The 22,224-nt window shown below is 71.2% G+C and carries 16 protein-coding genes; 9 read left to right on the top strand and 7 right to left on the bottom strand.

The features are described from left to right. Positions 1-39: 39 nt before the first annotated feature. Positions 40-2,166 carry a type IIA DNA topoisomerase subunit B gene (locus BIU96_RS06970; RefSeq protein ID WP_071291891.1) on the top strand — a complete coding sequence of 709 codons (2,127 nt, stop codon included), beginning with the start codon at positions 40-42 and terminating at the stop codon, positions 2,164-2,166. Positions 2,167-2,346: 180 nt separating this feature from the next. Here BIU96_RS06970 and BIU96_RS06965 read toward each other — a convergent pair whose 3' ends face one another. Next, entirely contained in the window at positions 2,347-4,833 is a 2,487-nt protein-coding gene (locus tag BIU96_RS06965) for a DNA topoisomerase (ATP-hydrolyzing) subunit A (protein WP_071291890.1), read from the bottom strand. 26 nt (positions 4,834-4,859) lie between these two features. On the opposite strand from BIU96_RS06965, the gene BIU96_RS06960 reads away from it, so the two are divergent. Further along, entirely contained in the window at positions 4,860-6,008 is a 1,149-nt protein-coding gene (locus tag BIU96_RS06960) for an alkaline phosphatase family protein (protein WP_071291889.1), read from the top strand. Positions 6,009-6,038: 30 nt separating this feature from the next. Here the strand turns inward: BIU96_RS06960 and sepH are convergent, their stop codons facing one another. Further along, positions 6,039-7,055: a septation protein SepH gene (gene sepH / locus BIU96_RS06955; RefSeq protein WP_217642240.1), complete on the bottom strand. Its 1,017-nt coding sequence runs from the start codon at positions 7,053-7,055 to the stop codon at positions 6,039-6,041. Positions 7,056-7,329: 274 nt separating this feature from the next. Here sepH and BIU96_RS06950 point away from each other — a divergent pair, with 274 nt between their 5' ends. Beyond that, the gene (locus BIU96_RS06950) at positions 7,330-7,629 is read left to right on the top strand and encodes a DUF4193 domain-containing protein (RefSeq protein ID WP_031263038.1); all 300 of its coding nucleotides are present in this window, start codon (positions 7,330-7,332) and stop codon (positions 7,627-7,629) included. A 377-nt stretch (positions 7,630-8,006) separates the two neighbouring features. On the opposite strand, the gene BIU96_RS06945 is transcribed toward BIU96_RS06950, so the two are convergent. Beyond that, positions 8,007-8,438, bottom strand: coding sequence for a DUF3093 domain-containing protein (locus BIU96_RS06945; protein WP_071291887.1), 432 nt, complete (start codon positions 8,436-8,438; stop codon positions 8,007-8,009). Between the two features lie 65 nt (positions 8,439-8,503). On the opposite strand from BIU96_RS06945, the gene dut reads away from it, so the two are divergent. The 5 genes from dut (at position 8,504) to dxs (ending at position 15,568) form a co-directional block, all read left to right on the top strand. Next, entirely contained in the window at positions 8,504-8,995 is a 492-nt protein-coding gene (gene dut, locus BIU96_RS06940) for a dUTP diphosphatase (RefSeq protein ID WP_083402715.1), read from the top strand. Next, a complete protein-coding gene (locus BIU96_RS06935) occupies positions 8,992-9,714 on the top strand; it encodes a DUF3710 domain-containing protein (protein WP_254786015.1) in 723 nt (240 codons plus the stop codon). Before dut ends, BIU96_RS06935 begins: the two co-directional genes overlap by 4 nt. A 23-nt stretch (positions 9,715-9,737) precedes the next feature. Next, entirely contained in the window at positions 9,738-10,556 is an 819-nt protein-coding gene (locus BIU96_RS06930) for a DUF3159 domain-containing protein (protein WP_071291886.1), read from the top strand. A 128-nt stretch (positions 10,557-10,684) separates the two neighbouring features. Then, positions 10,685-13,501, top strand: a complete 2,817-nt coding sequence (gene acnA / locus BIU96_RS06925) for an aconitate hydratase AcnA (protein ID WP_071291885.1) — start codon at positions 10,685-10,687, stop codon at positions 13,499-13,501. A gap of 132 nt (positions 13,502-13,633) precedes the next feature. Continuing rightward, complete coding sequence (gene dxs, locus BIU96_RS06920) at positions 13,634-15,568, top strand: 1-deoxy-D-xylulose-5-phosphate synthase (protein ID WP_071291884.1); 1,935 nt, start codon at positions 13,634-13,636, stop codon at positions 15,566-15,568. Between the two features lie 239 nt (positions 15,569-15,807). On the opposite strand, the gene BIU96_RS06915 is transcribed toward dxs, so the two are convergent. The 4 genes from BIU96_RS06915 to BIU96_RS06900 form a co-directional block, all read right to left on the bottom strand. Continuing rightward, a complete protein-coding gene (locus BIU96_RS06915) occupies positions 15,808-17,952 on the bottom strand; it encodes a 3-hydroxyacyl-CoA dehydrogenase NAD-binding domain-containing protein (RefSeq protein ID WP_083402714.1) in 2,145 nt (714 codons plus the stop codon). After that, complete coding sequence (locus BIU96_RS06910) at positions 17,949-19,181, bottom strand: thiolase family protein (RefSeq protein ID WP_071291883.1); 1,233 nt, start codon at positions 19,179-19,181, stop codon at positions 17,949-17,951. The genes BIU96_RS06915 and BIU96_RS06910 overlap by 4 nt, the downstream gene beginning before the upstream one ends. A gap of 105 nt (positions 19,182-19,286) precedes the next feature. After that, a complete protein-coding gene (locus tag BIU96_RS06905; RefSeq protein ID WP_071291882.1) occupies positions 19,287-20,531 on the bottom strand; it encodes an HRDC domain-containing protein in 1,245 nt (414 codons plus the stop codon). Then, positions 20,524-21,060, bottom strand: a complete 537-nt coding sequence (locus BIU96_RS06900; protein ID WP_254786022.1) for a DUF3000 domain-containing protein — start codon at positions 21,058-21,060, stop codon at positions 20,524-20,526. The genes BIU96_RS06905 and BIU96_RS06900 overlap by 8 nt, the downstream gene beginning before the upstream one ends. Before the next feature lie 71 nt (positions 21,061-21,131). Here BIU96_RS06900 and BIU96_RS06895 point away from each other — a divergent pair. Beyond that, positions 21,132-22,224: alpha/beta fold hydrolase (locus BIU96_RS06895; RefSeq protein ID WP_071291880.1), on the top strand; the 1,093-nt coding region annotated here is incomplete at its 3' end.

Below are 22,224 nucleotides of genomic sequence, written 5' to 3'. Positions count from 1 at the left end.
CCGGCGGGTGGTGTCGGTGCCGATCGCTAGCATCGGAAGGTGAGCTCCGACTACTCCGCACGCCATCTCTCCGTCCTCGAAGGGCTCGAGGCGGTCCGGAAGCGCCCGGGCATGTACATCGGTTCGACGGACTCCCGCGGCCTCATGCACTGCCTGTGGGAGATCATCGACAACTCCGTCGACGAAGCCCTCGCCGGGCACGGTGACGAGATCGGTGTCGTCCTGCACGAGGACGGCTCGGTCGAGGTCCGTGACACCGCGCGCGGCATCCCCGTCGACGTCGAACCGAAGACCGGTCTGACCGGGGTCGAGGTCGTGTTCACCAAGCTCCACGCCGGCGGCAAGTTCGGCTCGGGGTCCTACGCAGCGTCCGGTGGCCTGCACGGCGTCGGCGCCTCCGTCGTCAACGCGCTGTCGGAGCGCCTCGACGTCGAGGTCGACCGCGGCGGCAAGACCTACGCGATGTCGTTCCACCGGGGCGAGCCCGGCACCTTCGACGACGCGAATGGCATCGGACCCGACGCGCCCTTCGCACCGTTCACGTCGGGCAGTGAGCTCCGTGTGGTCGGCAAGGTGAAGAAGGGCGTCACCGGCTCCCGGATCCGCTACTGGGCGGACCGGCAGATCTTCACCGCCGACGCGAAGTTCAGCACGAGCGACCTGGTGAGCCGTGCGCGGCAGACGGCGTTCCTCGTGCCCGGGCTCGGCATCACCATCACCGACGCGCGCCCCGCCTCGATCGAGGCCGCCGCTGCTCGGGCCGAGGCCACCGGGACCGCGGTCGCCGCCGGGCCCGTGGTGGAGCGGTTCCGGTACGAGGGCGGCATCGGCGAGTTCGTCGAGCACCTCGCCGTCGACACCGCCGTCACCGACGTCTGGCGCGTCCAGGGCACCGGTACCTTCACCGAGACCGTGCCGATGCTCGACGACAAGGGCCACATGGTGTCCACGTCGGTCGACCGCGAGTGCGAGGTCGACCTGGCGCTCCGCTGGGGCAGCGGCTACGAGACGGTGTTCCGCAGCTTCGTGAACATCATCGCCACGCCGAAGGGCGGCACGCACCAGGCAGGCTTCGAGTCGGGCGTGGTCAAGGCCGTCCGCACCCAGGTCGAGGCGAACGCCCGCAAGCTCAAGGTCGGGCAGGACAAGCTCGAGAAGGACGACGTCCTCGCCGGCATGACCGCGGTGCTGACCGTCCGCCTGCCCGAGCCGCAGTTCGAGGGCCAGACGAAGGAGGTGCTGGGCACCCCGGCGGTCCGCAAGATCGTCGACCAGGTCGTGTCGAAGCGCCTCACCGAGATCCTCACCTCGACGCAGCGCACCGAGAAGGCACAGGCGGCGACGCTGCTCGAGAAGGTCGTCGCCGAGATGAAGACCCGGATCTCGGCCCGAGCGCACAAGGAGACCCAGCGCCGGAAGAACGCGCTCGAGAACTCCTCGCTGCCGACCAAGCTCGCCGACTGCCGCAAGCAGGACGCCGAGGGCACGGAGCTCTTCATCGTCGAGGGTGACTCCGCGCTCGGCACCGCCAAGCTCGCCCGCAACAGCGAGTACCAGGCGCTGCTGCCCATCCGCGGCAAGATCCTGAACGTGCAGAAGGCGTCCGTCTCGGACATGCTCTCCAACGCCGAGTGCGCCTCGATCATCCAGGTGATCGGCGCGGGCTCCGGCCGCACGTTCGAGATCGACCAGGCGCGGTACGGCAAGGTCATCATCATGTCCGACGCCGACGTCGACGGCGCCCACATCCGGACCCTGCTGCTGACGCTGTTCTTCCGGTACATGCGGCCGATGATCGAAGAGGGCCGCGTGTTCGCCGCGGTGCCGCCGCTGCACCGGGTCGTCGTGGTCAACCGTGGCAAGCCGAACGACACGCTCTACACGTACTCGGAGCAGGAGCTCCAGGCGGTGCTGAAGAAGCTCGAGAAGTCGGGCAAGAAGTACCAGGAGCCGATCCAGCGGTACAAGGGCCTCGGTGAGATGGACGCCGACCAGCTGGCGGAGACCACGATGGACCGCACGCACCGGACGCTGCGGCGGGTGCGGATCACCGATGCCGAGAGTGCCGCGAAGGTGTTCGAGCTGCTGATGGGCAACGACGTGGCCCCGCGCAAGGAGTTCATCCTGGCGGGCGAGGGTCTCGACCGGGACCGCATCGACGTGTAGTGCGCGCGGGTCGCGCGGGTCGGTCGCGCGCGGTCGTAGGGCGGGGCGGTCGCGCGCGGGTCGTTTCGTGCTGAGCGACACTTCACGGACCAAGAAGCCCGTGAGGTGTCGCTCAGCGCGAAAGAGCGGCACCGGCGGCGCGGCGGCCCGGCGCCGACGTGGCGCCGCGCCTGCGGCCCGCTACGCCTCGCCCGCGGTGCCGTCGAGCGCCGCCGCACTCCCACCGATCGTGCCGATCACGGCGTCGAGCGGCGCGCCCGACCCGTCGCGCTTCGACAGCCAGTCCGGCAGTGTCCGAGCAGCGCCGTCCGTGCCGACCGCGTGCGGGGGAGCGATGCCTGCCCACGCCACGGTGATGCCGTCCTCGCCCTTCAGGAACGCGTGCGCCCGGACCCCCTGGGTGGCACGGCCCTTCGCCGGGAACTCGGACAGCGCCGAGACCTTCGCACGACCGGTGTCCGTGCCGGGCAGCGCCGCCGAGGACGTCGACACGGTCGCGACCACGGCGTCGTCGGAGCGGGCGACGGACCCGAACCAGACCACCGAGGCGCCCGAGGCCAGCGCCACGCCGGCGACGCCGCCGGCGGGGAGCCCCTGCGGCCGGACGCCGGACGCCGGGAACCGGAGCAGCTGCGCGTTCGACGTGATGAACACGAGGTCCTCGGACTCCGGCGCCTGGCTCGCACCGATCACCGAGTCGCCGTGCTTCAGGCCGATCGCGACCATCTCGTCCTTGTCCGGCCAGGCACCTGCGGTGACCCGCTTGACGATGCCCTGCGCGGTGCCGATCGCGAGGGAGTCCGGCGCCGAGGGGGACAGGTCGACGAGTGCGACGACCGTTTCGTTCTTCGTGATGCCGAGGTACTCCGTCACTCGCACGCCGGCGTCGAGCCGGACGGAGGCCGGCGGGACCGCGGGCACGTCGACCGGCGAGAACCGCAGCACGCGGCCGGTCGAGGTGAGCGCACCGACCTGCCCGCGGACCGTGGAGACGACCGAGGAGCGGACGGCATCGTGCTTCGACCGCTTCGGCACCCGGACGATGCCGAGGTCCGAGGTGGGGATGTCCACGCGCACGAGCCGTCCGGTCGTGGAGAGCAGCACGCGGCACGGCGCGTCGGCGATCTGCAGCGACTCGGGGTCGACCGCCGCCTTCTTGCCGCCGCGGACCGGCGCGTCCGCCTCGGTCAGCAGGGTCCGACGCGGCGTCGCGAACCGGTCCGACACCTCGGTCAGCTCGAGCGCCACCTGGGCACGGAGCCGCTCGTCCGACGCCAGGAGTTCCTCGAGCGCCGCGATGTCGGCGAGCAACTGGTCGCGTTCAGTCTCGAGCTCCATCCGCGAGAACTTCGTCAGGCGGCGCAGGCGCAGCTCGAGGATGTACTCGGCCTGCACCTCGGACAGGTCGAAGACGTCGCGCAGGCGGTTGCGCGCCGCCTCGGAGTCGTCAGAGGTGCGGATGACCTGGATGACCTCGTCGATGTCGAGGATCGCGATGAGCAGCCCCTCGACGAGGTGCAGCCGTTCCCGCTTGCGCGCGAGACGGTACTGCGACCGCCGAGTGACGACCGACAGGCGGTGCTGCACGTAGACGTCGAGCAGCTCGCGCAGCCCGAGGGTGCGCGGCGACCCGTTCACCAGGGCGACGTTGTTGATGCCGAAGCCGTCCTCGAGCGGGGTGTGCTTGTAGAGCTGCTCGAGCACCGCGGTGGGGTTGAAGCCGGACTTGATACCGATCACGAGCCGGAGCCCGTGGTTGCGGTCGGTCAGGTCGTTCACGTCGGAGATGCCGACGAGCTTCTTCGCCTGGACGCCGTCCTTGATCTTCTCGATGACGCGCTCGGGGCCGACCAGGTAGGGCAGCTCGGTGACGACGAGGCCCGCCTTGCGCGGCGTGAGGTTCTCGACGGAGACCTTCGCCCGGGTGCGGAACGAGCCACGGCCGCTGGCGTAGGCGTCGCGCACGCCGGACAGCCCAACGATGGTGCCGCCGGAGGGCAGGTCCGGACCGGGGACGTACTCCATCAGCTCTTCGAGGGTGGCCTGCGGGTTCATGAGCAGGTGCTTCGCGGCCTCGACGACCTCGCCGAGGTTGTGCGGCGCCATGTTGGTCGCCATGCCGACCGCGATGCCGGACGCGCCGTTGACGAGCAGGTTCGGGAACGCCGCGGGGAGTACGCCGGGCTGCATGATCTGGTTGTCGTAGTTCGGGACGAAATCGACGACGTCCTCGCCCAGGTTCTCGGTCATCGCCATCGACGGCTCGGCGAGGCGGGCCTCGGTGTACCGCGCCGCCGCGGGGCCGTCGTCGAGCGAGCCGAAGTTGCCGTGCCCGTCGACGAGCGGCACGCGCATCGTGAACGGCTGCGCCATCCGGACCAGGGCGTCGTAGATCGCGCCGTCGCCGTGCGGGTGCAGCTTGCCCATCACCTCGCCGGTGACGCGTGCGCTCTTGACGTGCCCGCGATCGGGCCGCAGGCCCATCTCCGACATCTGGTAGAGGATGCGCCGCTGCACCGGCTTGAGGCCGTCACGCGCGTCGGGGAGCGCCCGCGAGTAGATGACGGAGTACGCGTACTCGAGGAAGGAGCCCTGCATCTCCTCGGAGACGTCGACGTCCTCGATGCGTTCACCGTCGGGCAGGCCGACTGCTTCCGTGCGTGCCATGGCACCTTTCTGGGAGACTGGGGGAGATGGGAACAAGCGTACCGACGGCCCCCGACGCCACCGCGAACCTCGCCGACGTCTTCCCGAGTTGCCTCGTGGCGCTCGGGGCTGCGGACGACGCGTGGTTGCGCACCACCGGACTGGAGGCACGGATCACCCTCCGTCCCGCCCGTTCCGCGATCGTCGTGCTGGTCGACGGCCTGGGGGCCGGCGCACTGGCGGCCCGCGCGGGCCACGCACGCTGGCTCACCGCGGGGAAGAAGAAGCTGCGGAGCGGGTTCCCCACGACGACGGCCGCGGCGCTCAGCACCCTGACGACCGGCCGGTCGCCCGGCACGCACGGCGTCGTCGGGTACAGCGGGTGGAACCCCGAGACCGGCGCGGTGATGAACCTGCTGGGCGGCTGGGACACCGAGGTCCCGGCGGGCTGGCTGCTCGCACCGACGCTCTTCACGGCGGCGCAGGCCCTCGACGTCGACCCCGTGGTGGTCGGCCCGGCGCGCTACCGCTCCTCGGGCATGACGGCGAACGTGCTCGGCGGTGCCCGGTACGTCTCCGCCGACTCGATCCCGCAGCGCATCGACTCCGCCCTCGCCGAGACCGCGACCGGCCGCTCGCTGGTCTACCTGTACGTCCCCGAGCTCGACTCGATCGGGCACAAGAACGGCTGGCAGTCCGACCGGTGGACCGCCGCGCTGGAGCTGCTCGACGGTGAACTCGCGCGGCTCGACCGTGCGGTCGCCGACGACGTGGGGATCGTCGTGACGGCCGACCACGGCGTCCTGGACGTGCCGGACCACGCGAACATCGCGATGGACCCGCTGTTGCTGACCGACGTCGTCGGGGTGGCCGGGGACCCGCGGTGCCGGCAGCTGACCGTCGCACCGGGCACCGACGTCCGGGCGCTCGTGGGCGCCTTCCGGGCCCGCTACGGCAAGAAGGCGTTCGTCGCCAGCCGCGACGAGGCGATCGCCGCCGGCTGGTTCGGCCCGGTCTCGGACGAGGTCGTCGACCGCATCGGCGACGTCATCGTCGTGGCGCGCGGGTCGTGGGCGTTCAACGACGACCGCGGGCTGCGCGACGGCGAGGAACCGAAGCGGATGATCGGCCAGCACGGTGCGATGACCGACGACGAGATCCTCGTGCCGCTCCGGCTCGCGGGAGCGTTCGCGTAGAAACGCCCCCGCTGGCAGTGCTTGCCGGGATCAGGCGGGGTCGTCGTCCGGGCGTGTACCGAAGACGATCTCGTCCCAGCTCGGCATCGAGCGGCGGTTGCGCTTCTTGCGCTCCTGACGACCACCCTCGGACTCCGGGGCGGAGGCCGGACGGGCGTCCTGCTGCTGGACGCCCGCGGGCTCGTCCTCGAAGCCCTGCAGTGGGATGTCGACGACGCTGATCGAGGTGCCGCGGGGCTCCTCCTGCTGCTCGCCGAACGCGGCGGACTCCCGCTCGCCACGGCGACGCCGAAGGGCCTCGAGCAGGTCGGCGGTCTCGTTGCCCGGGGCGCGTTCCTCGACGGCGGCGACGCCGATGCGGGGGAGCGGCGCACGGAGCGGGCGCTCCTGCACGTCGGGGTTGGTGACGTCCTCGTCCGGCTCGTCGACGCGGAACGCGCCCGAGTCGAACCGCGTGCCGTCGGTGTCCTGGTGGTCGCTCTCGACCGCGCGGAGCCGGGGCGCGATGCCCTCGTCGTCACTGTGCGAGAGCCGGTGCGCGTCGCCGTTGTCCGGCGTCAGCGTCGAGGTCTTGGGGTCGAAGAGCCACTGCGCGTCGTGCTCGACCTCGGCGGCGGTGTAGTGCACGCGCACCTGCCAGCCGTGCTCGGCGTGCTTCCACGAGGCCCAGGAGACCGCCGTGGCCTCGCCGGCCTCGAGCTTCGCCGTGATGGCCTCGCCGAAGGTGTCGGGCGCCTCGTCGTCGACCGGGGTGACCGGCACACGGTGGGCGGCGTCGAGGACGAACGCGCGCTCGGCGAGCACGGGGCCCTCGAAGCGGCGGACGTACTCCACGTCGACGTCGAGCGCCGCAGCGACCTCTGCGGCGTCGGCACCACCGCGGATGCGGGCCTGCACGTCCTTCGGGGACACACGCTTCTGCGGACCTGCCTCGGGGTTCGCCTGCCGGACCTGGCCCGGCAGCGACGAGGTGACGGGCAACCGGAACTCGGTCCCGCCGTCGGTCGCGAGGAGGAGTGCCCCGGACTCCACTCCGATGACTCTCACGTCTTGCATGGTTCCGCCTTCCGAGCGTCGCGTACGGTCGAGCGTCGTACCCCAGGAGTATGCAGCCGTCCCGGGCCGATCCCGGGGAGGCGCACGGGCGTGCCGCGGACTCCCGTCAGGCCGATTCCGGACCCCGGGAATAGCGACGACGGGTGTCGGGTTGCAGCGCCAGAACGACCCGCCGCAGTTCTCGGTTTGCGCTCTGGCGGGCCGTGGTGCAAACTGTCGCCGCCGATCACCGGCGACGACCTCTCGATACGAGAAATGGATGGGCATGGCCACCGATTACGACGCCCCCCGGAAGACCGACGACAACTCTGACTCGGAGTCGATCGAGGCCCTCAAGGAGCGCGTTCCCGACAAGATGTCGGGGGTCGTCGACGATGATTCCGACAACCCCGGCAGCTTCGAGCTCGCCGGACAGGACCTCAGCGACGTCGACCTCGACGTCGTCGTGCTCCCGCCCCAGGTCGACGAGTTCACCTGTGTCGAGTGCTTCCTGGTGAAGCACCGCTCGCAGCTCGACCACGAGTCGAAGCTCGGCCCGGTCTGTGCGGAGTGCGCGGCGCTCTAGGACCGCACGGAGTCGAACGGCCCGTCACCCGCTGGGTGGCGGGCCGTTCGCGTCCCTGGCCGTTTCGCGCGCACCTGGCCCTCTCGGGCGTACCTGTCCGAATCGGGCGTACTCGGTCGAATCGGGCGTACCTGGTCTGTTCTTCCGACCGAGTACGCCCGTTCCTGGTGACCAGCGCGACCGTCATGGGAAGGAACGGGCGTGGCGGGGGCGAGCCGCGCCTCCTGGCCGGACCAGCGCGACCGCCCGACCGACGCGACCCGGACCAGCGCGACCGCCCGACCGCCGCGACCCGGGCCAGCGCGTGCCCGATCGACGCGACCCGGGTCAGCGGACGCAACCCGACCGACGCAACCCGAGCCGGCGCGCCCCGCGACTCAGGAACGCAACGCGGCGACCAGGGCCGAGGGGTTGCGGACGCTCACGAGCCAGTACGGCGTGGGGTCCGCCGGATCCTCGACCTCGACCTTGACGACCCCGCGCACGTACCCGCGGAAGAGCGTCCACGCGCGGGCGTCGAGCTTCGGGCCACGCTGCGACGTGGCCTCGGCGCCCTCGTAGCCGGTGACCTCGCCGACGAGCGCACGGGGGAGGTGTGCACGGCCGGCGCGGAACTCGGTGTCGGTGACCTCGATCGTCGGGGCGAGGGCCCACAGCAGCACGACCACGCCGAGGTACATCCCGATCGCGACGAGCACGCCCGTCAGGACGCTGATCGGCAGGAACACGAGGAGGCTGGCGGGGATGACGAGCGCGGTCGCCAGGTAGAGGACGGGCGGAGCCCACAGTCGTTCGCGGTACAGGGTCACGGGTCCATTCGACCACGACTCGGGCCAGGTCACGGAACGGTCACGGTCTGCACTACCCTCGACACGTGACCGAACCAGTCGACGTGCTCTGGACCGGGGAGAACGCTCCCGGCTACGCCCATCCCGGTGACGCCGGAGCCGACCTCGTCTCCACCGAGGCGTTCGTGCTCCGTCCCGGCGAGCGGCGCCTGGTGGGCACCGGCCTCCGCATCGCGCTCCCCGAGGGCCACGCTGCCTTCGTCGTCCCGCGCAGCGGACTCGCAGCGAAGCACGGCATCACCATCGTGAACTCGCCCGGCACCGTCGACGCGGGGTACCGCGGCGAGATCAAGGTCGCACTGCTCAACACCGACCAGACCGAGGCGCACGAGGTGCACGTCGGCGACCGCATCGCCCAGATGATCGTGATGCCGGTCCCGCGCGTGTCGTTCACGCGCGTCGACGAGCTCCCGGACAGCGTCCGCGGCCAGGGCGGGTTCGGCTCGTCGGGCTACGGTGACCGGAGCGGTGTCCCCAGCGGCACCGCCGACAATGCTCAGGAAGGAACGCGCGCATGAAGTTCGGCCGACGCAAGCGTGACGAGGTCGAGGTGGCGGACGCCGTCATCGACGAGGTCGAGGTCGCCGAGACGACCCCCGAGGTGGACATCGCGACCGATGCCGACGCCGACCTCGACGAGGTGGACGCCGTCGCTCCGACGGACAAGTCCGCCCCCGAGGACCGCGCCGACAACGGCCCGCACGACGAGACCGAGGCGAACCTGGTCCGCCCGTACGTCGACCTCGGTGGCGTGAAGGTCCTGCCGCGCGAGGGGCTGCACCTCCGGCTCGAGGTCGAGGAGGGCTCGCAGCGCGTCGTCGCCGTCGGGCTCGACTACGACGAGTCCACCCTGCAGGTCCAGCCGTTCGCGGCCCCGCGTTCCACCGGTCTCTGGCACGAGATCCGCGCGCAGATCGCCGAGCAGATCGAGCGCCAGGGCGGTGTCGTGACCGAGGTCGACGGTCCGTTCGGCCCCGAGCTCCGCGCGCAGGTGCCGGTCGTCACCGACGGCACCGGCATGACGGACGGCGCCCGTCCGGCCCGGTTCATCGGCGTCGACGGCCCGCGCTGGTTCCTGCGCGGCGTGATCGCCGGCAAGGCCGCCGAGCAGCCCGACGAGGCCGACGAGATCGAGGACCTGTTCCGCAGCGTCGTGGTGGTCCGCGGGACCACGCCGATGCCGCCGCGCGACCTCATCCCGCTGCACATGCCGAAGTCGACGCAGTCGGCCATCTGACCCACGACCTGCCTGGAGGCACGGTGCCGGACCACGACGACACCACCCGTCCCGACGCGGCGGCTCCTCGACCCGACGGTGCGGCCCCGGGACCGGCTGCTCCCCGGCCCGACGGGCCGGCTGCGGTCGGCGACGACGCGCTGCCGTCGTTCTCCGAGCAGATGCGCGCGGCGGTCGCCAACACCGGACTGGGCAAGGTCGCCCCCGGTGAGGCCCCGTCCGGGCACGCGCTCGTCGCGGCGATCGGCGGCGTGCGCGGCCTGGCCGAGTCGGTCCTGCCCGGCCTGGCGTTCCTGGTGGTCTACGCGATCACGAAGGAACTCGCACCGAGCGTGCTCATCCCCGTCGTGATCGGCGCCGTGTTCGTGGTGCTCCGGCTCCTGCAGCGGCAGTCGCTCGTGATGTCCCTCGCCGGGATCCTCGGCGTGGCGATCTCGGCCGGCCTCGCGCTCATCACCGGGCGGGCCGAGAGCAACTTCATCCCCGGCATCGTGATCAACATCGTGTGGCTCGTCGGGCTGCTGGTGACGCTGGCGATCCGGCGTCCGCTGATCGGCCTGATCGTCGGGTTCCTGCTCCCGCCGAACGAGGACGGCAGCCACCAGGACTGGCGCGCCGACCCGGCGAAGCGTCGCGTGCTCACCGTCGCCACGTGGTTGTGGGTCGGGCTTTTCGCGATCCGGCTCGTCATCGAGATCCCGCTCTACCTGACGGCGCAGGTCGAACTCCTCGCCGGCATCAAGCTCATCACCGGCGTCCCGCTCTACGCGGCGGTGCTCTGGGTGACGTGGCTGCTCGTCCGCACCGTGTTCCGACGTCAGGGCGACACCGCCGCGGTGTAGAGTTGTCTCGACATCGAGACAATTCTCCTCGGGCCGTCACCGGTCCCGGGGATTAGGTTTGCCTTGCTGGTGGGGCGCTCCGCGTCCGACCAGGATGGGGGCACACCGATCAGTAGGGAGGCGGCACAGTGGCTGCAGTCAACAGCTTCGGCTCGAAGGACACACTCTCGGTTGGGGGTGTCGACTACGCGATCCACCGGATCGACACGGTGCCGGGGCACGAGAAGCTCCCGTACAGCCTGAAGGTGCTGCTCGAGAACCTCCTCCGAACCGAGGACGGCAAGAACGTCACCGAGGAGCAGATCCGCGCGCTCGGCTCCTGGCGTCCCGAAGCCGAGCCGGACACCGAGATCCAGTTCTCCCCGGCGCGCGTCGTCATGCAGGACTTCACCGGCGTGCCGTGCATCGTCGACCTCGCCACCATGCGCGAGGCGATGGCCGAGATCGGTGGCGACCCGAACAAGATCAACCCGCTGTCGCCGGCCGAGATGGTCATCGACCACTCCGTCATCGCCGACCTGTTCGGCAGCACGGACGCCCTGCAGCGCAACACCGACCTCGAGTACGAGCGGAACGGGGAGCGCTACCAGTTCCTCCGTTGGGGTCAGACCGCGTTCGAGGACTTCAAGGTCGTCCCACCGGGCACCGGCATCGTGCACCAGGTCAACATCGAGTACCTGGCGAAGGTCACCTACACGCGTGACTTCGACGGCGAGACCTACGCCTACCCGGACACCCTCGTCGGCACCGACTCGCACACCACGATGGTCAACGGCCTCGGCGTGCTCGGCTGGGGCGTCGGCGGCATCGAAGCCGAGGCGGCGATGCTCGGCCAGCCCGTGTCGATGCTCATCCCGAAGGTCGTCGGATTCAAGCTCTCCGGGTCGATCCCGGCCGGCGTCACCGCGACCGACGTGGTGCTCACCATCACGCAGGAGCTCCGCAAGCACGGCGTCGTCGGCAAGTTCGTCGAGTTCTACGGCGAGGGCGTCGGCGAGGTCCCGCTCGCGAACCGCGCCACCATCGGCAACATGTCGCCCGAGTTCGGCTCGACCGCGGCGATGTTCCCGGTCGACGACGTCACGCTCGACTACCTGCGCCTGACCGGTCGCGACGACGCCCAGATCGCCCTGGTCGAGGCGTACGCCAAGGCCCAGGGGCTCTGGCACGACCCGTCGGTCGAGCCGAACTACTCCGAGTACATGGAGCTCGACCTCTCCACGGTCGTCCCGTCGATCTCCGGGCCGAAGCGTCCGCAGGACCGCATCGAGCTCTCGAACGCGAAGACCCAGTTCGAGCTGGACCTGAACAACTACACGACGCCGTCCGAGCAGACCGACCTCGACGACGCTGTGGAGGAGACGTTCCCCGCCTCCGACCCGATCGCCGCCGGTTCGACCAACGAGGACACGTCGCTGCACGAGCACGTGTACGTGTCGAGCGCACCGTCGACCGCCTCCGCCCCGACGAAGGTGAACATGGACGGGGCCGACCCGTTCACGATCGACCACGGCGCGGTCGCGATCGCCGCGATCACCTCGTGCACGAACACGTCGAACCCCTCGGTCATGATGGCCGCCGGCATCCTCGCCCGGAACGCCGCGCAGAAGGGCCTCAAGGCGAAGCCGTGGGTCAAGACCACGCTCGCGCCGGGGTCGAAGGTCGTCACCGACTACTACGAGAAGGCCGGTCTCACCACCTACCTCGAGGACCTCGGCTTCTACACGGTCGGCTACGGCTGCACCACCTGCATCGGCAACTCGGGCCCGCTGCCCGAGGAGATCTCGCAGGCCGTGCAGGACAACGACCTCGCCGTGACCGCGGTGCTCTCCGGCAACCGCAACTTCGAGGGGCGCATCAACCCCGACGTGAAGATGAACTACCTGGCGTCCCCGCCGCTGGTCATCGCGTACGCCCTCGCCGGGTCGATGCACTTCGACTTCGACAAGGACGCCCTCGGCACCGATCAGGACGGCAACGACGTCTTCCTGCAGGACATCTGGCCTGACGCGGTCGAGGTCCAGCAGGTCATCGACGCGTCGATCGACACCGAGATGTTCACCCACGAGTACGGCTCCGTGTTCGAGGGTGACGACCGCTGGAAGAACCTGCCGACCCCGACGGGCGACACCTTCGAGTGGGACACCGAGTCGACCTACGTCCGGAAGCCCCCGTACTTCGAGGGCATGACGATGCAGCCCGACGCGGTGTCGGACATCTCCGGCGCCCGGGTGCTCGCGAAGCTCGGCGACTCGGTCACCACCGACCACATCTCGCCCGCCGGTTCGATCAAGGCAGACAGCCCCGCGGGCCAGTACCTCGCCGAGCACGGCGTCGACCGCAAGGACTTCAACTCCTACGGCTCGCGTCGCGGCAACCACGAGGTCATGATCCGCGGCACGTTCGCGAACATCCGGCTCCGCAACCAGCTGCTCGACGGCGTGGAGGGCGGCTACACCCGTGACTTCACGACGCCGGACGGTGCGCAGTCGTTCATCTACGACGCCTCGCAGCACTACCAGGAGCAGGGCATCCCGCTCGTCATCTTCGGCGGCAAGGAGTACGGCTCCGGCTCGTCGCGTGACTGGGCGGCCAAGGGCACGAACCTGCTCGGCGTGAAGGCCGTCATCACCGAGAGCTTCGAGCGCATCCACCGCTCGAACCTGATCGGCATGGGTGTCGTCCCGCTGCAGTTCCCCGCCGGTGAGTCGGTCGAGTCCCTCGGGCTCGACGGCACCGAGGTCGTCTCGATCTCGGGGCTGACCGAGCTGAACGAGGGCCGGACCCCGAAGACGGTGCACGTCACCGCGACGCCGAGCGAGCACTCGCCCGCGGGCAAGCAGCCGATCGAGTTCGACGCCGTCGTCCGCATCGACACCCCCGGTGAGGCGGACTACTACCGCAACGGCGGCATCCTGCAGTACGTGCTGCGTTCGCTCGTCTGACCGCGGTGAGCACGGGTCGCTGACGCGACCACACGACGGACTGGAGGCCCGTGGCGACACCGCCACGGGCCTCCAGTCCGTCTGCCGATCACGCGGATATGGTGGGGGACCAGCCCCACGAAAGGAGCGCCCGTGAGTCTGCTCCCCAGCATCACGTCGCCGCGCGACCTGAAGCGTCTGTCGGACGCACAGATGACCGACCTCGCCGCGGAGATCCGGCGCTTCCTCGTCGCCGAGGTGGCGAAGACCGGTGGGCACCTAGGCCCGAACCTCGGCGTGGTCGAGCTGACCCTCGCGATGCACCGCGTGTTCGACTCGCCGCACGACGCGTTCGTGTTCGACACGGGGCACCAGTCGTACGTGCACAAGCTCGTGACCGGGCGGCAGGACTTCTCGCGGCTGCGCGAGCGCGGAGGGCTGGCGGGCTACCCGCAGCGGAGCGAGTCCGAGCACGACATCGTCGAGTCCTCGCACGCGTCGTCCTCGCTGTCGTGGGCGGACGGCATCTCGCGTGCGTTCGTGCAGACCGGGCAGACGGACCGCACGGTCGTCGCCGTGGTGGGCGACGGCGCGCTCACGGGTGGGATGACGTGGGAGGCCCTCAACAACATCTCGGACGGCAACGACCGCCGACTCGTGATCGTGGTGAACGACAACGGCCGCTCGTACGCGCCGACGATCGGCGGGATGGCGCGGTTCCTCAGCTCGGTGCGGACGCGACGGGAGTACCGCGCGCTGTACGAGACCTCGCGGGCGGTGGCGAGCCGGTTCGGCGCTCCGGGACGGGCGATCTACCGCGGGATGCGGGGCGGCCTGCACGGCTTCCTGTCGCGGTTCACGAACAACGAGGCGCTCTACTCGAACCTCGACATCAAGTACATCGGCCCGGTCAACGGGCACGACCAGCGGGCGATGGAAGCCGCGCTCCGGCAGGCCAAGGAGTACGGCGCCCCGACGATCGTGCACGCCATCACGGAGAAGGGCCACGGCTTCGAGCCGGCGCTCCGCGACCAGGCGGACCAGTTCCACGCCGTCGGGCACATCGACCCCGAGACCGGCGAGTCGCTCGACGTCTCGTCCGGTCCGTCGTGGACGTCGGTGTTCGCGTCGACCCTCGCCGACGTCGGCGCGTCGGACGAGAAGATCGTGGCCATCACCGCGGCGATGCTCCGGCCGACGGGGCTGCACCTGTTCCAGGAGCGCCACCCGTCGCGGGTGATCGACGTCGGCATCGCGGAGCAGCACGCCGTGACCACCGCCGCGGGGCTCGCGTTCGGAGGACTGCACCCCGTGGTGGCGCTCTATGCGACGTTCCTCAATCGGGCGTTCGACCAGGTGCTCATGGACGTCGCCCTGCACAAGGCCGGCGTGACGTTCGTCCTCGACCGCGCGGGCATCACCGGCCCCGACGGCCCGTCGCACCACGGCATGTGGGACCTCGCGCTGCTGCAGGTGGTCCCGGGCATCCGCATCGCCGCGCCCCGTGACGCCCCCACGCTCCGCGAGGAGTTCCGCGAGGCCGTCTCCGTCGACGATGCCCCGACCGTCCTGCGATGGTCGAAGGGTCAGGTCGGGCCGGACATCCCGGCGCTGCGGCGGCTGCCCGACGGCGTCGACGTGCTGCACGCGCCCGAGTCCGGCGCTGAGGAGGACGTCCTGCTGGTGGCGGTCGGCTCGATGGTGCCCGTCGCACTCGAGGCAGCAACACTGCTCGAGGCGCAGGGGATCGGGGTCACCGTCGTCGACCCGCGCTGGGTGGTGCCGATCCCTGCGTCGCTCATCGACCTGTCCCGCGACCACCGGCTCGTCATCACCATCGAGGACGGCGTTCGGGTCGGCGGGGTCGGCACGCGGCTGCGGCAGGACCTCCGGGCCGCCGGGGTCGACACCGGGGTGAACGAGCTCGGGCTGCCGGACGCCTTCATCGACCACGCCTCCCGCTCGCAGATCCTCGCCGACGCGGGGCTCACCGCGCAGGCGATCGCGCGCGATGTGATCGACCAGGTGGTGGGCACGAAGCTGCCGCAGGCGAAGCCGGCGCGGTCGCGGTCGTCCGTCGACGGCTGAGCGGGGCGCCTGCGGCGTTCGGTCGCGCCCCCGCACCCCGGATCGCACCCTGGTGCGGACATCGCGCCCCGGAGTGCGGGGGCGCGACGTTCGCGGAGGGGTGCGATCGCGTCGTCGGGCCGGGGGGACGGCTGCGACCTCGGCGCCGGCGGCATCGGCGGCTCGCCGACGAACCACGAAACCGACATCGAACCGGCCGCAGCGGTCGGTTCGACGTCGGTTCCGTGGTTCGAAGGGCGCTAGCGGGAGGCGGGGCCGACGATCAGCGGCTCGTGGAACGCCCCGCCGAAGACACGCTCCGAGGCGCCGGAACGGTCGAGGTACGGGCTGATCCCTCCGGCCTGGAACGGGTAGCCCGCGCCGAGGATGAGGCCGAGGTCGATCTCCTCCACGTGCTGCACCACGTCGTCCTCGAGCATGCGGTGCAGCTCGTCGGCGAGGGCGTCCTCGAAGCGCCGCTGCATCTCGGCAGCGTCGACTGGCTGCGCACCACGCCGCGACGGCGCGACGAGCTTCACGGCGGCGGGGTCGTACCCGGTCGCGTTGCCCTTCTTGTCGCGGGTCAGGATGTGCCCGTACTCGGCGATCCTCTTCAGGCCGTCGCCGGGGTAGAAGCGCTCCGGCCACGCGGCGTGGTGCGAGTCGAGCACGTGGGCGCCGACCGGAAGGCCGACCAGCTCGAGGAGCTCGAACGGGGACATCGGCAGACCCAACGGAGCAGCACCGGCCGCGACGACGTCGAACGAGGTGCCCTCCTCGACGCCGCGCATCGCCTCGCCGAGCACCCGGGCGAGCACCCGGTTCACGACGAAGCCCGGCTGGTCGGCCGTGATGATCGCGGTCTTCTTCAGGGTCTTCGCCACCGCCAGCGCCGTGGCGAGGGTCTCGTCCGAGGTCTGGGCGGTCCGGACGACCTCGAGCAGCGGCATCACCGCCACGGGGTTGAAGAAGTGGAACCCGACCAGGCGTGACGGGTCGGACAGGACGGACCCCATCTCGGACACCGACAGCGACGAGGTGTTCGTGGCGAGGATGGCGTCCGGAGCGATGACCTGCTCGATCTTCCGGAAGACCTCCTGCTTGACGGACATCTCCTCGAAGACGGCCTCGATCACCCAGTCGGCGTCGGCGAAGGCGTCGTAGGACACCGACCCGGTCACGAGTGCCTTGATGCGGTTCGCGTCATCGGGGGAGACGCGGCCCTTGTCGAGCAGCTTGTCGACCTCACCGGAGATCCGCGACACACCCGCGTCCACGCGGCTCTGGTCGACGTCGGTGATGACGACGGGCACACCGAGCCGGCGGGCGAAGAGCAGGGCGAACTGGGACGCCATCAGCCCGGCGCCGAGGACGCCGACCTTCGTGATCTTCTTCGCCTCGACGCCCTCGGGGGCGCCGACGGGACGCTTCGCACGCTTCTGCACGAGGTCGAACGCGTACATCGACGCGGCGAACTGGTCGCCGGAGATGAGGTCGGCGAGGGCGTCGTCCTCGTCGGCGAACCGCTCGTCCAGTGATCCACCGCGAGCGGCGGCGACGAGGTCGAGCGCCCGGAACGGCGACTTCGGGACGGTGCCGATCTTCGACGCGACCTGGCCCCGGGCGACCTTGACGACCGTGCCCCACGCGGCCTTCTCGATGATGCCGGGCTCGTTCTTCCGGACGACCTTCGTCCGGCCCGAGACCACGCCGTCGACCCACGTCACGGCGGAGGGCAGGAAGGTCACCGACGGGATGAGCGCGTCACCGATGCCGAGCTCGACCGCGGCCGGCCCGTCCAGCAGGCGGTTGTTCTTGAGCGGGTTCTCGACGATGACGCGGAGCGCCTTCTCGGGGCCGATCAGGCGGGGGAGCAGCGTCGCGCCGCCCCAGCCAGGGATGATGCCGAGGAACACCTCGGGCAGACCGATGCCCTGCGCCGCCGACGAGAACACGCGGTAGGTGCAGTGCAGGCCGATCTCGAGCCCACCGCCGAGCGCGATGCCGTTGATGAGCGCGAACGAGGGGACGCCGAGGTCGGAGAGCTTCCGGAGGGTGGCGTGGCCGAGGGCGGCGAGGTCGTGCGCGACCTCGCGCGACGGCACCGAAGCCGCCTGCGACAGGTCGGCACCGGCCGCGAAGCAGTACTCCTTGCCGGTGATCGCGACGGCCTGGATCGTGCCGGCGGACGCCTCGGTCCGGAGGGTGTCGAGCACCCCGGACAGTTCGTACAGCGTGCGCGGCCCCAGCGTCGAGGGACGCTTGTAGTCCTTGCCGTTGTCGAGCGTGATGAGCGCGAGCGTGCCGCCCGAGGGGAGCGCGACGTGCTTGACGTAGGAGTGGGTGACGACCTCGTCCTCGCTGAGCGCGAGGAGCCGGTCGTTGTCGGTGGTGGTCACGATCACGAGGCCTTTCGTGCGGCGGAGCGGCTGAACGACGGGTTCTCCCAGATGACGGTGCCGCCCTGGCCGAGGCCGATGCACATCGTGGTGATGCCGTACCGGACGTCGGGACGCTCGGCGAACTGTGCGGCGAGCTGGGTCATCAGGCGGACCCCGCTCGAGGCGAGCGGGTGGCCGACGGCGATGGCGCCGCCCCAGCCGTTCACGTTCGGGGAGTCCTGCGCGATGCCGTAGTTGTCGAGGAAGGCGAGCACCTGGACGGCGAACGCCTCGTTGATCTCGAAGAGGCCGATGTCGTCGATCGACAGTCCGGCCTTGGCGAGCGCCTTGTCGGTGGCGGGGACGGGGCCGATGCCCATCACCTCGGGGTCGACGCCCGCGAACGCGAACGAGACCATGCGCATCTTGGTCGGCAGGCCGTGTTCCTTCGCGGCGTCGGACGACGCGAGCAGGCTCATGGTGGCGCCGTCGTTCAGGCCCGCGGCGTTGCCGGCGGTGACCCGACCGTGCGGCCGGAACGGCGTCTTCAGGGCGGCCAGGGCCTCGAGCGTGGTGCCGGGTCGCGGCGGCTCGTCGCTGGACACGATGTCCCAGCCCTCCCCGTTGTTGACCTCCACCGGCACCAGGTCCGGCTGCAGCTTGCCCGCGGCCCACGCGGCGGCGTAGCGCTGCTGGGACTGGACGGCGTAGGCGTCCGTGCGGTCCTTCGTGATCGCGGGGAAGCGGTCGTGCAGCCGCTCGGCGGTCGAACCCATCACGAGTGCGTCGCTCGCGACCATGCGCTCCGCGACGAACCGCGGGTTCACGTCGGCGCCGAACCCCATCGGGTGGCGGCCCATGTGCTCGACCCCGCCGGCGATGGCGACGTCGGCCGCACCGAACGCGATGGCTCCGGCGAGCGTGGTGACGCTCGTCATGGCGCCCGCGCACATCCGGTCGATCGCGTACCCGGGGACGGTCTTCGGGAGGCCCGCGAGCATCCCCACGGTCCGGCCGAGCGTGAGCCCCTGGTCGCCCTGCTGCGTGGTCGCCGCGACGGCGACGTCGTCGACGGCGGCGCCGTCCAGCGAGGCGTTCCGGTCGAGGAGCCCGCGCATGGCGTGCACCGCCAGGTCGTCGGCACGGGTCTTCCAGAACACCCCCTTCTCCCCGGCTCGTCCGAACGGTGTCCGAACGCCGTCCACGAAGACGACTTCTGCTGCCTTTGGCAATCTGGGCCTCCAGATCCTCATCGATCACGCCGGGGCACGTTCCGCCCCGACCGGCCGGGTCACACCCGGCATGCAGGACGACGCTATGCCCCGAGGCTGGGCGGACGCATGCCGGTTGGGGCGTTCCTACGACTCCGTGTTGCTCTCGGCAGCAGGCTCCTGTGCAGCAGCGACAAAGGCGTGCGCGATGATCGACGCGGTCTCCTCGACCTGCCACGGCCGGGCGTCGTGCGCGGCGAGCACGGCACCGACGGTCTCGGTCGCGATCGGCGTCGGCGGCTCCCACGAGACGGTGCGGAGTGTGTCCGGCGTGAGGAGGTTCTCGACGGGCAGGTCGAGCTCCTCGGCGCGGGCGACGACGGCGGCACGGGCGGCCTTGTACCGGCGGTCGGCGGCGGGGTTCCGGTCGGCCCAGGCGCGGGGCGGCGGCAGCGTGGCCTCGCCGGTGCCGCGGAGCTTCGGCAGGTCCTCGGTGGTCCGGCCCTCCTCGACGGCGGCCCACCACCGGTCGAGCTCGGAGCGGCTGGCGCGGCCGGTGAAGGCCTTCACGCCGCTGAGTTCGCCCTTCGACTCGGGGTTCGCGGCCGCGGCGGCGACGATCGCGGAGTCGGGGATCGTCCGGCCGGGCGCGATGTCGGCCTCGCGGGCGAACGCGTCGCGGGCGAGCCACAGCGACCGGGCGATGGCGAGGGCACGGGCGCCGCGGAGGGCGTGCATGCCGGACAGGCGGCGCCAGGGCTCGGCACGCGGGGGCTTCGGGGCGCGCTGCAGGACGGCGGCGAACTCCTCCGCCGCGATGCGGGTCTTGCCGGCGACCTCGAGCTGCTCGGCGAGGGCGTCACGGAGGTCCGGGAGCAGCTCGACGTCGAGGGACGCGTACACGAGCCACGACTGCGGCAGCGGACGGGTCGACCAGTCGGCGGCGGAGTGCGCCTTCGCGAGCGTGATGCCGAGCAGCTGTTCGACGACCGCGCCGAGTCCGACGCGCGGGAACCCGGCGATGCGGGCACCGAGCTCGGTGTCGAAGATGCGCGTCGGAACCAGGCCGACCTCCTGCAGGCACGGCAGGTCCTGCGAGGCGGCGTGGAACAGCCACTCCTCGTCGACGATCGCATCTTGCAGCTCGGAGAAGTCGCCGATCGGGATCGGGTCGAACAGGAAGGCGCCGGCACCGCGGCGGAACACCTGGATGAGGTAGGCGCGCTGCGAGTAGCGGTAGCCGCTGGCCCGCTCGGCGTCGACCGCGACGGGGCCGTGCCCGGCGGCGATCGCCGCGACCGCGTCGAGGTACTCCGAACGCGACTCGATCACGTGGACGGCGTCGTGGCCGGCCTCGAACGGGGACGCTGCCGGGGCGGCGGGGTCAGTCACGTGCGGTCCTCCTCGGGGCCAACAGGGTCACGCCGTCCGACGCGGGCGGCAGACCGGCGAGCATCGCCACGATCTCCTCCCACGCCTCGACGTGTGCGGTGAGGTCGTCCCCCCGCGGGGTCCACGACGCACGCAGCTCGAGCTGTGCGCCGTCGCCCTGCGCGGAGAGGTCGCCGTAGCCGCGGGAGATGATCTTGGTCGCCGTGCCGGACGCGCGGTCGTACTCTGCGCCGTGCGCGGCGAGGGCGTCCACGAGCCAGCTCCACGTCACGTCGGCGACGAACTCGTCGACGCCGATCTCCGGTTCCAGCGGCGCCTGCGCGAAGGTCACGATGCGGTAGGCGCCGCCCCATCCCTCCGGTTCGTCGGGGTCGTGCAGCGCGATGAAGCGCCCCGTCCCCAGGTCGGAGTCGATGCCGTGAACGGCGCCGGACACGTCCGCCGCGAGGGCGATCGAGAACGGGGCGATCCGTGACGGCGAGGGGATCTCGGTGATCGTCGTCTCGGCGCGGGTGCCGCCCGACGCCACGAACGCACGGAGCCGCGCGAAGGCGTCGGGCTCTCGGGTTTCGGACACGAATGCAGACTAGGCTCCGGACCATGTCCCGATCCGCGCGACCCGCCGAGGACGTCGTCCAGGGGACCGCACGATCGGCCGGGTTGATCGCCCTCGGGGCGGGGGTCGCGGCAGCCGCGGTCGGCACCGCCGTCATCGGTGGCTTCGTCGCTGCGGTGGCACGGGCGGTCGTCACACCGGACCGGAAGCGCACCGAACGGGTGCCGATCCACGCGGTCGACCCGGTCCGGATGACCGTCACCGTCGAGCGCACCGCCGACACCGAACTGCAGGGCCGCTACAGCCTCTGGTTCGGCGGCGGCACCGGCCACATGCGCATCGGCGAGGTCCTCGGGACGACCGACACCACCGTCACCCGGCGGATCATCGCGATCGACGCCGGGGACCCGACCGCTGCACGCCGCGGTCGCTGGGGTGGCTGGTTCTACCTGACCCCCGGCGAGCTCGACGTCCCCGTCGAGGACGTCGACGTCCCCACCCCGAACGGTCCGGCTCCGGCCTGGGTGATCCGCGCCGACGACCCGGACGCCCCGTGGGCCGTCCTCGTGCACGGCCGCGGCGTGACCCGCGCCGAGACGATCCGCGCGGTCCCGGTCTTCCGGGCGGCGGGGTACTCCGTGGTGCTGGCGAGCTGGCGGAACGACGGCGTCGCTCCGCGCAGCGTCGACGGCCGCTACGGCCTCGGCAGCACCGAATGGGAGGACATCGACGCCGTCCTGCGCTGGCTCGCCGGCCGGGGCGCGTCGAGCGTCGTCCTGATGGGCTGGTCGATGGGTGGCGCCGTGGTCCTGCAGACCCTCGTCCGCTCCCGCTTCGCCCACCTGGTCGACGGAGTGGTGCTCGAGTCGCCCGTCGTCGACTGGCACGCCGTCCTCAAGTCGCAGAGCCAGCTCATGCGCCTGCCCCGGCCGGTGCGCAAGGTCGCGCAGCGGCTGCTCCGGACGCCGGTCCTGCACCGGGCGACCGGCCTGCACCGGCCCGTCGACCTGCGGGAACTCGACATGGTCGCGCGGGCGGACGAGCTGTCGGTGCCGATCCTGCTACTGCACAGCGACGACGACGGGTTCGTCCCGTCCTCGGCGTCGCACCGGTTGGCCGAGGCCCGGCCCGACCTCG

This window comes from Curtobacterium sp. MCBA15_008 (genome assembly GCF_001865065.1).
Taxonomy (GTDB): Bacteria; Actinomycetota; Actinomycetes; order Actinomycetales; family Microbacteriaceae; genus Curtobacterium.
Note: the sequence above shows the minus strand (reverse complement) of the source record. Positions and strands in the feature narration are given on the sequence as shown.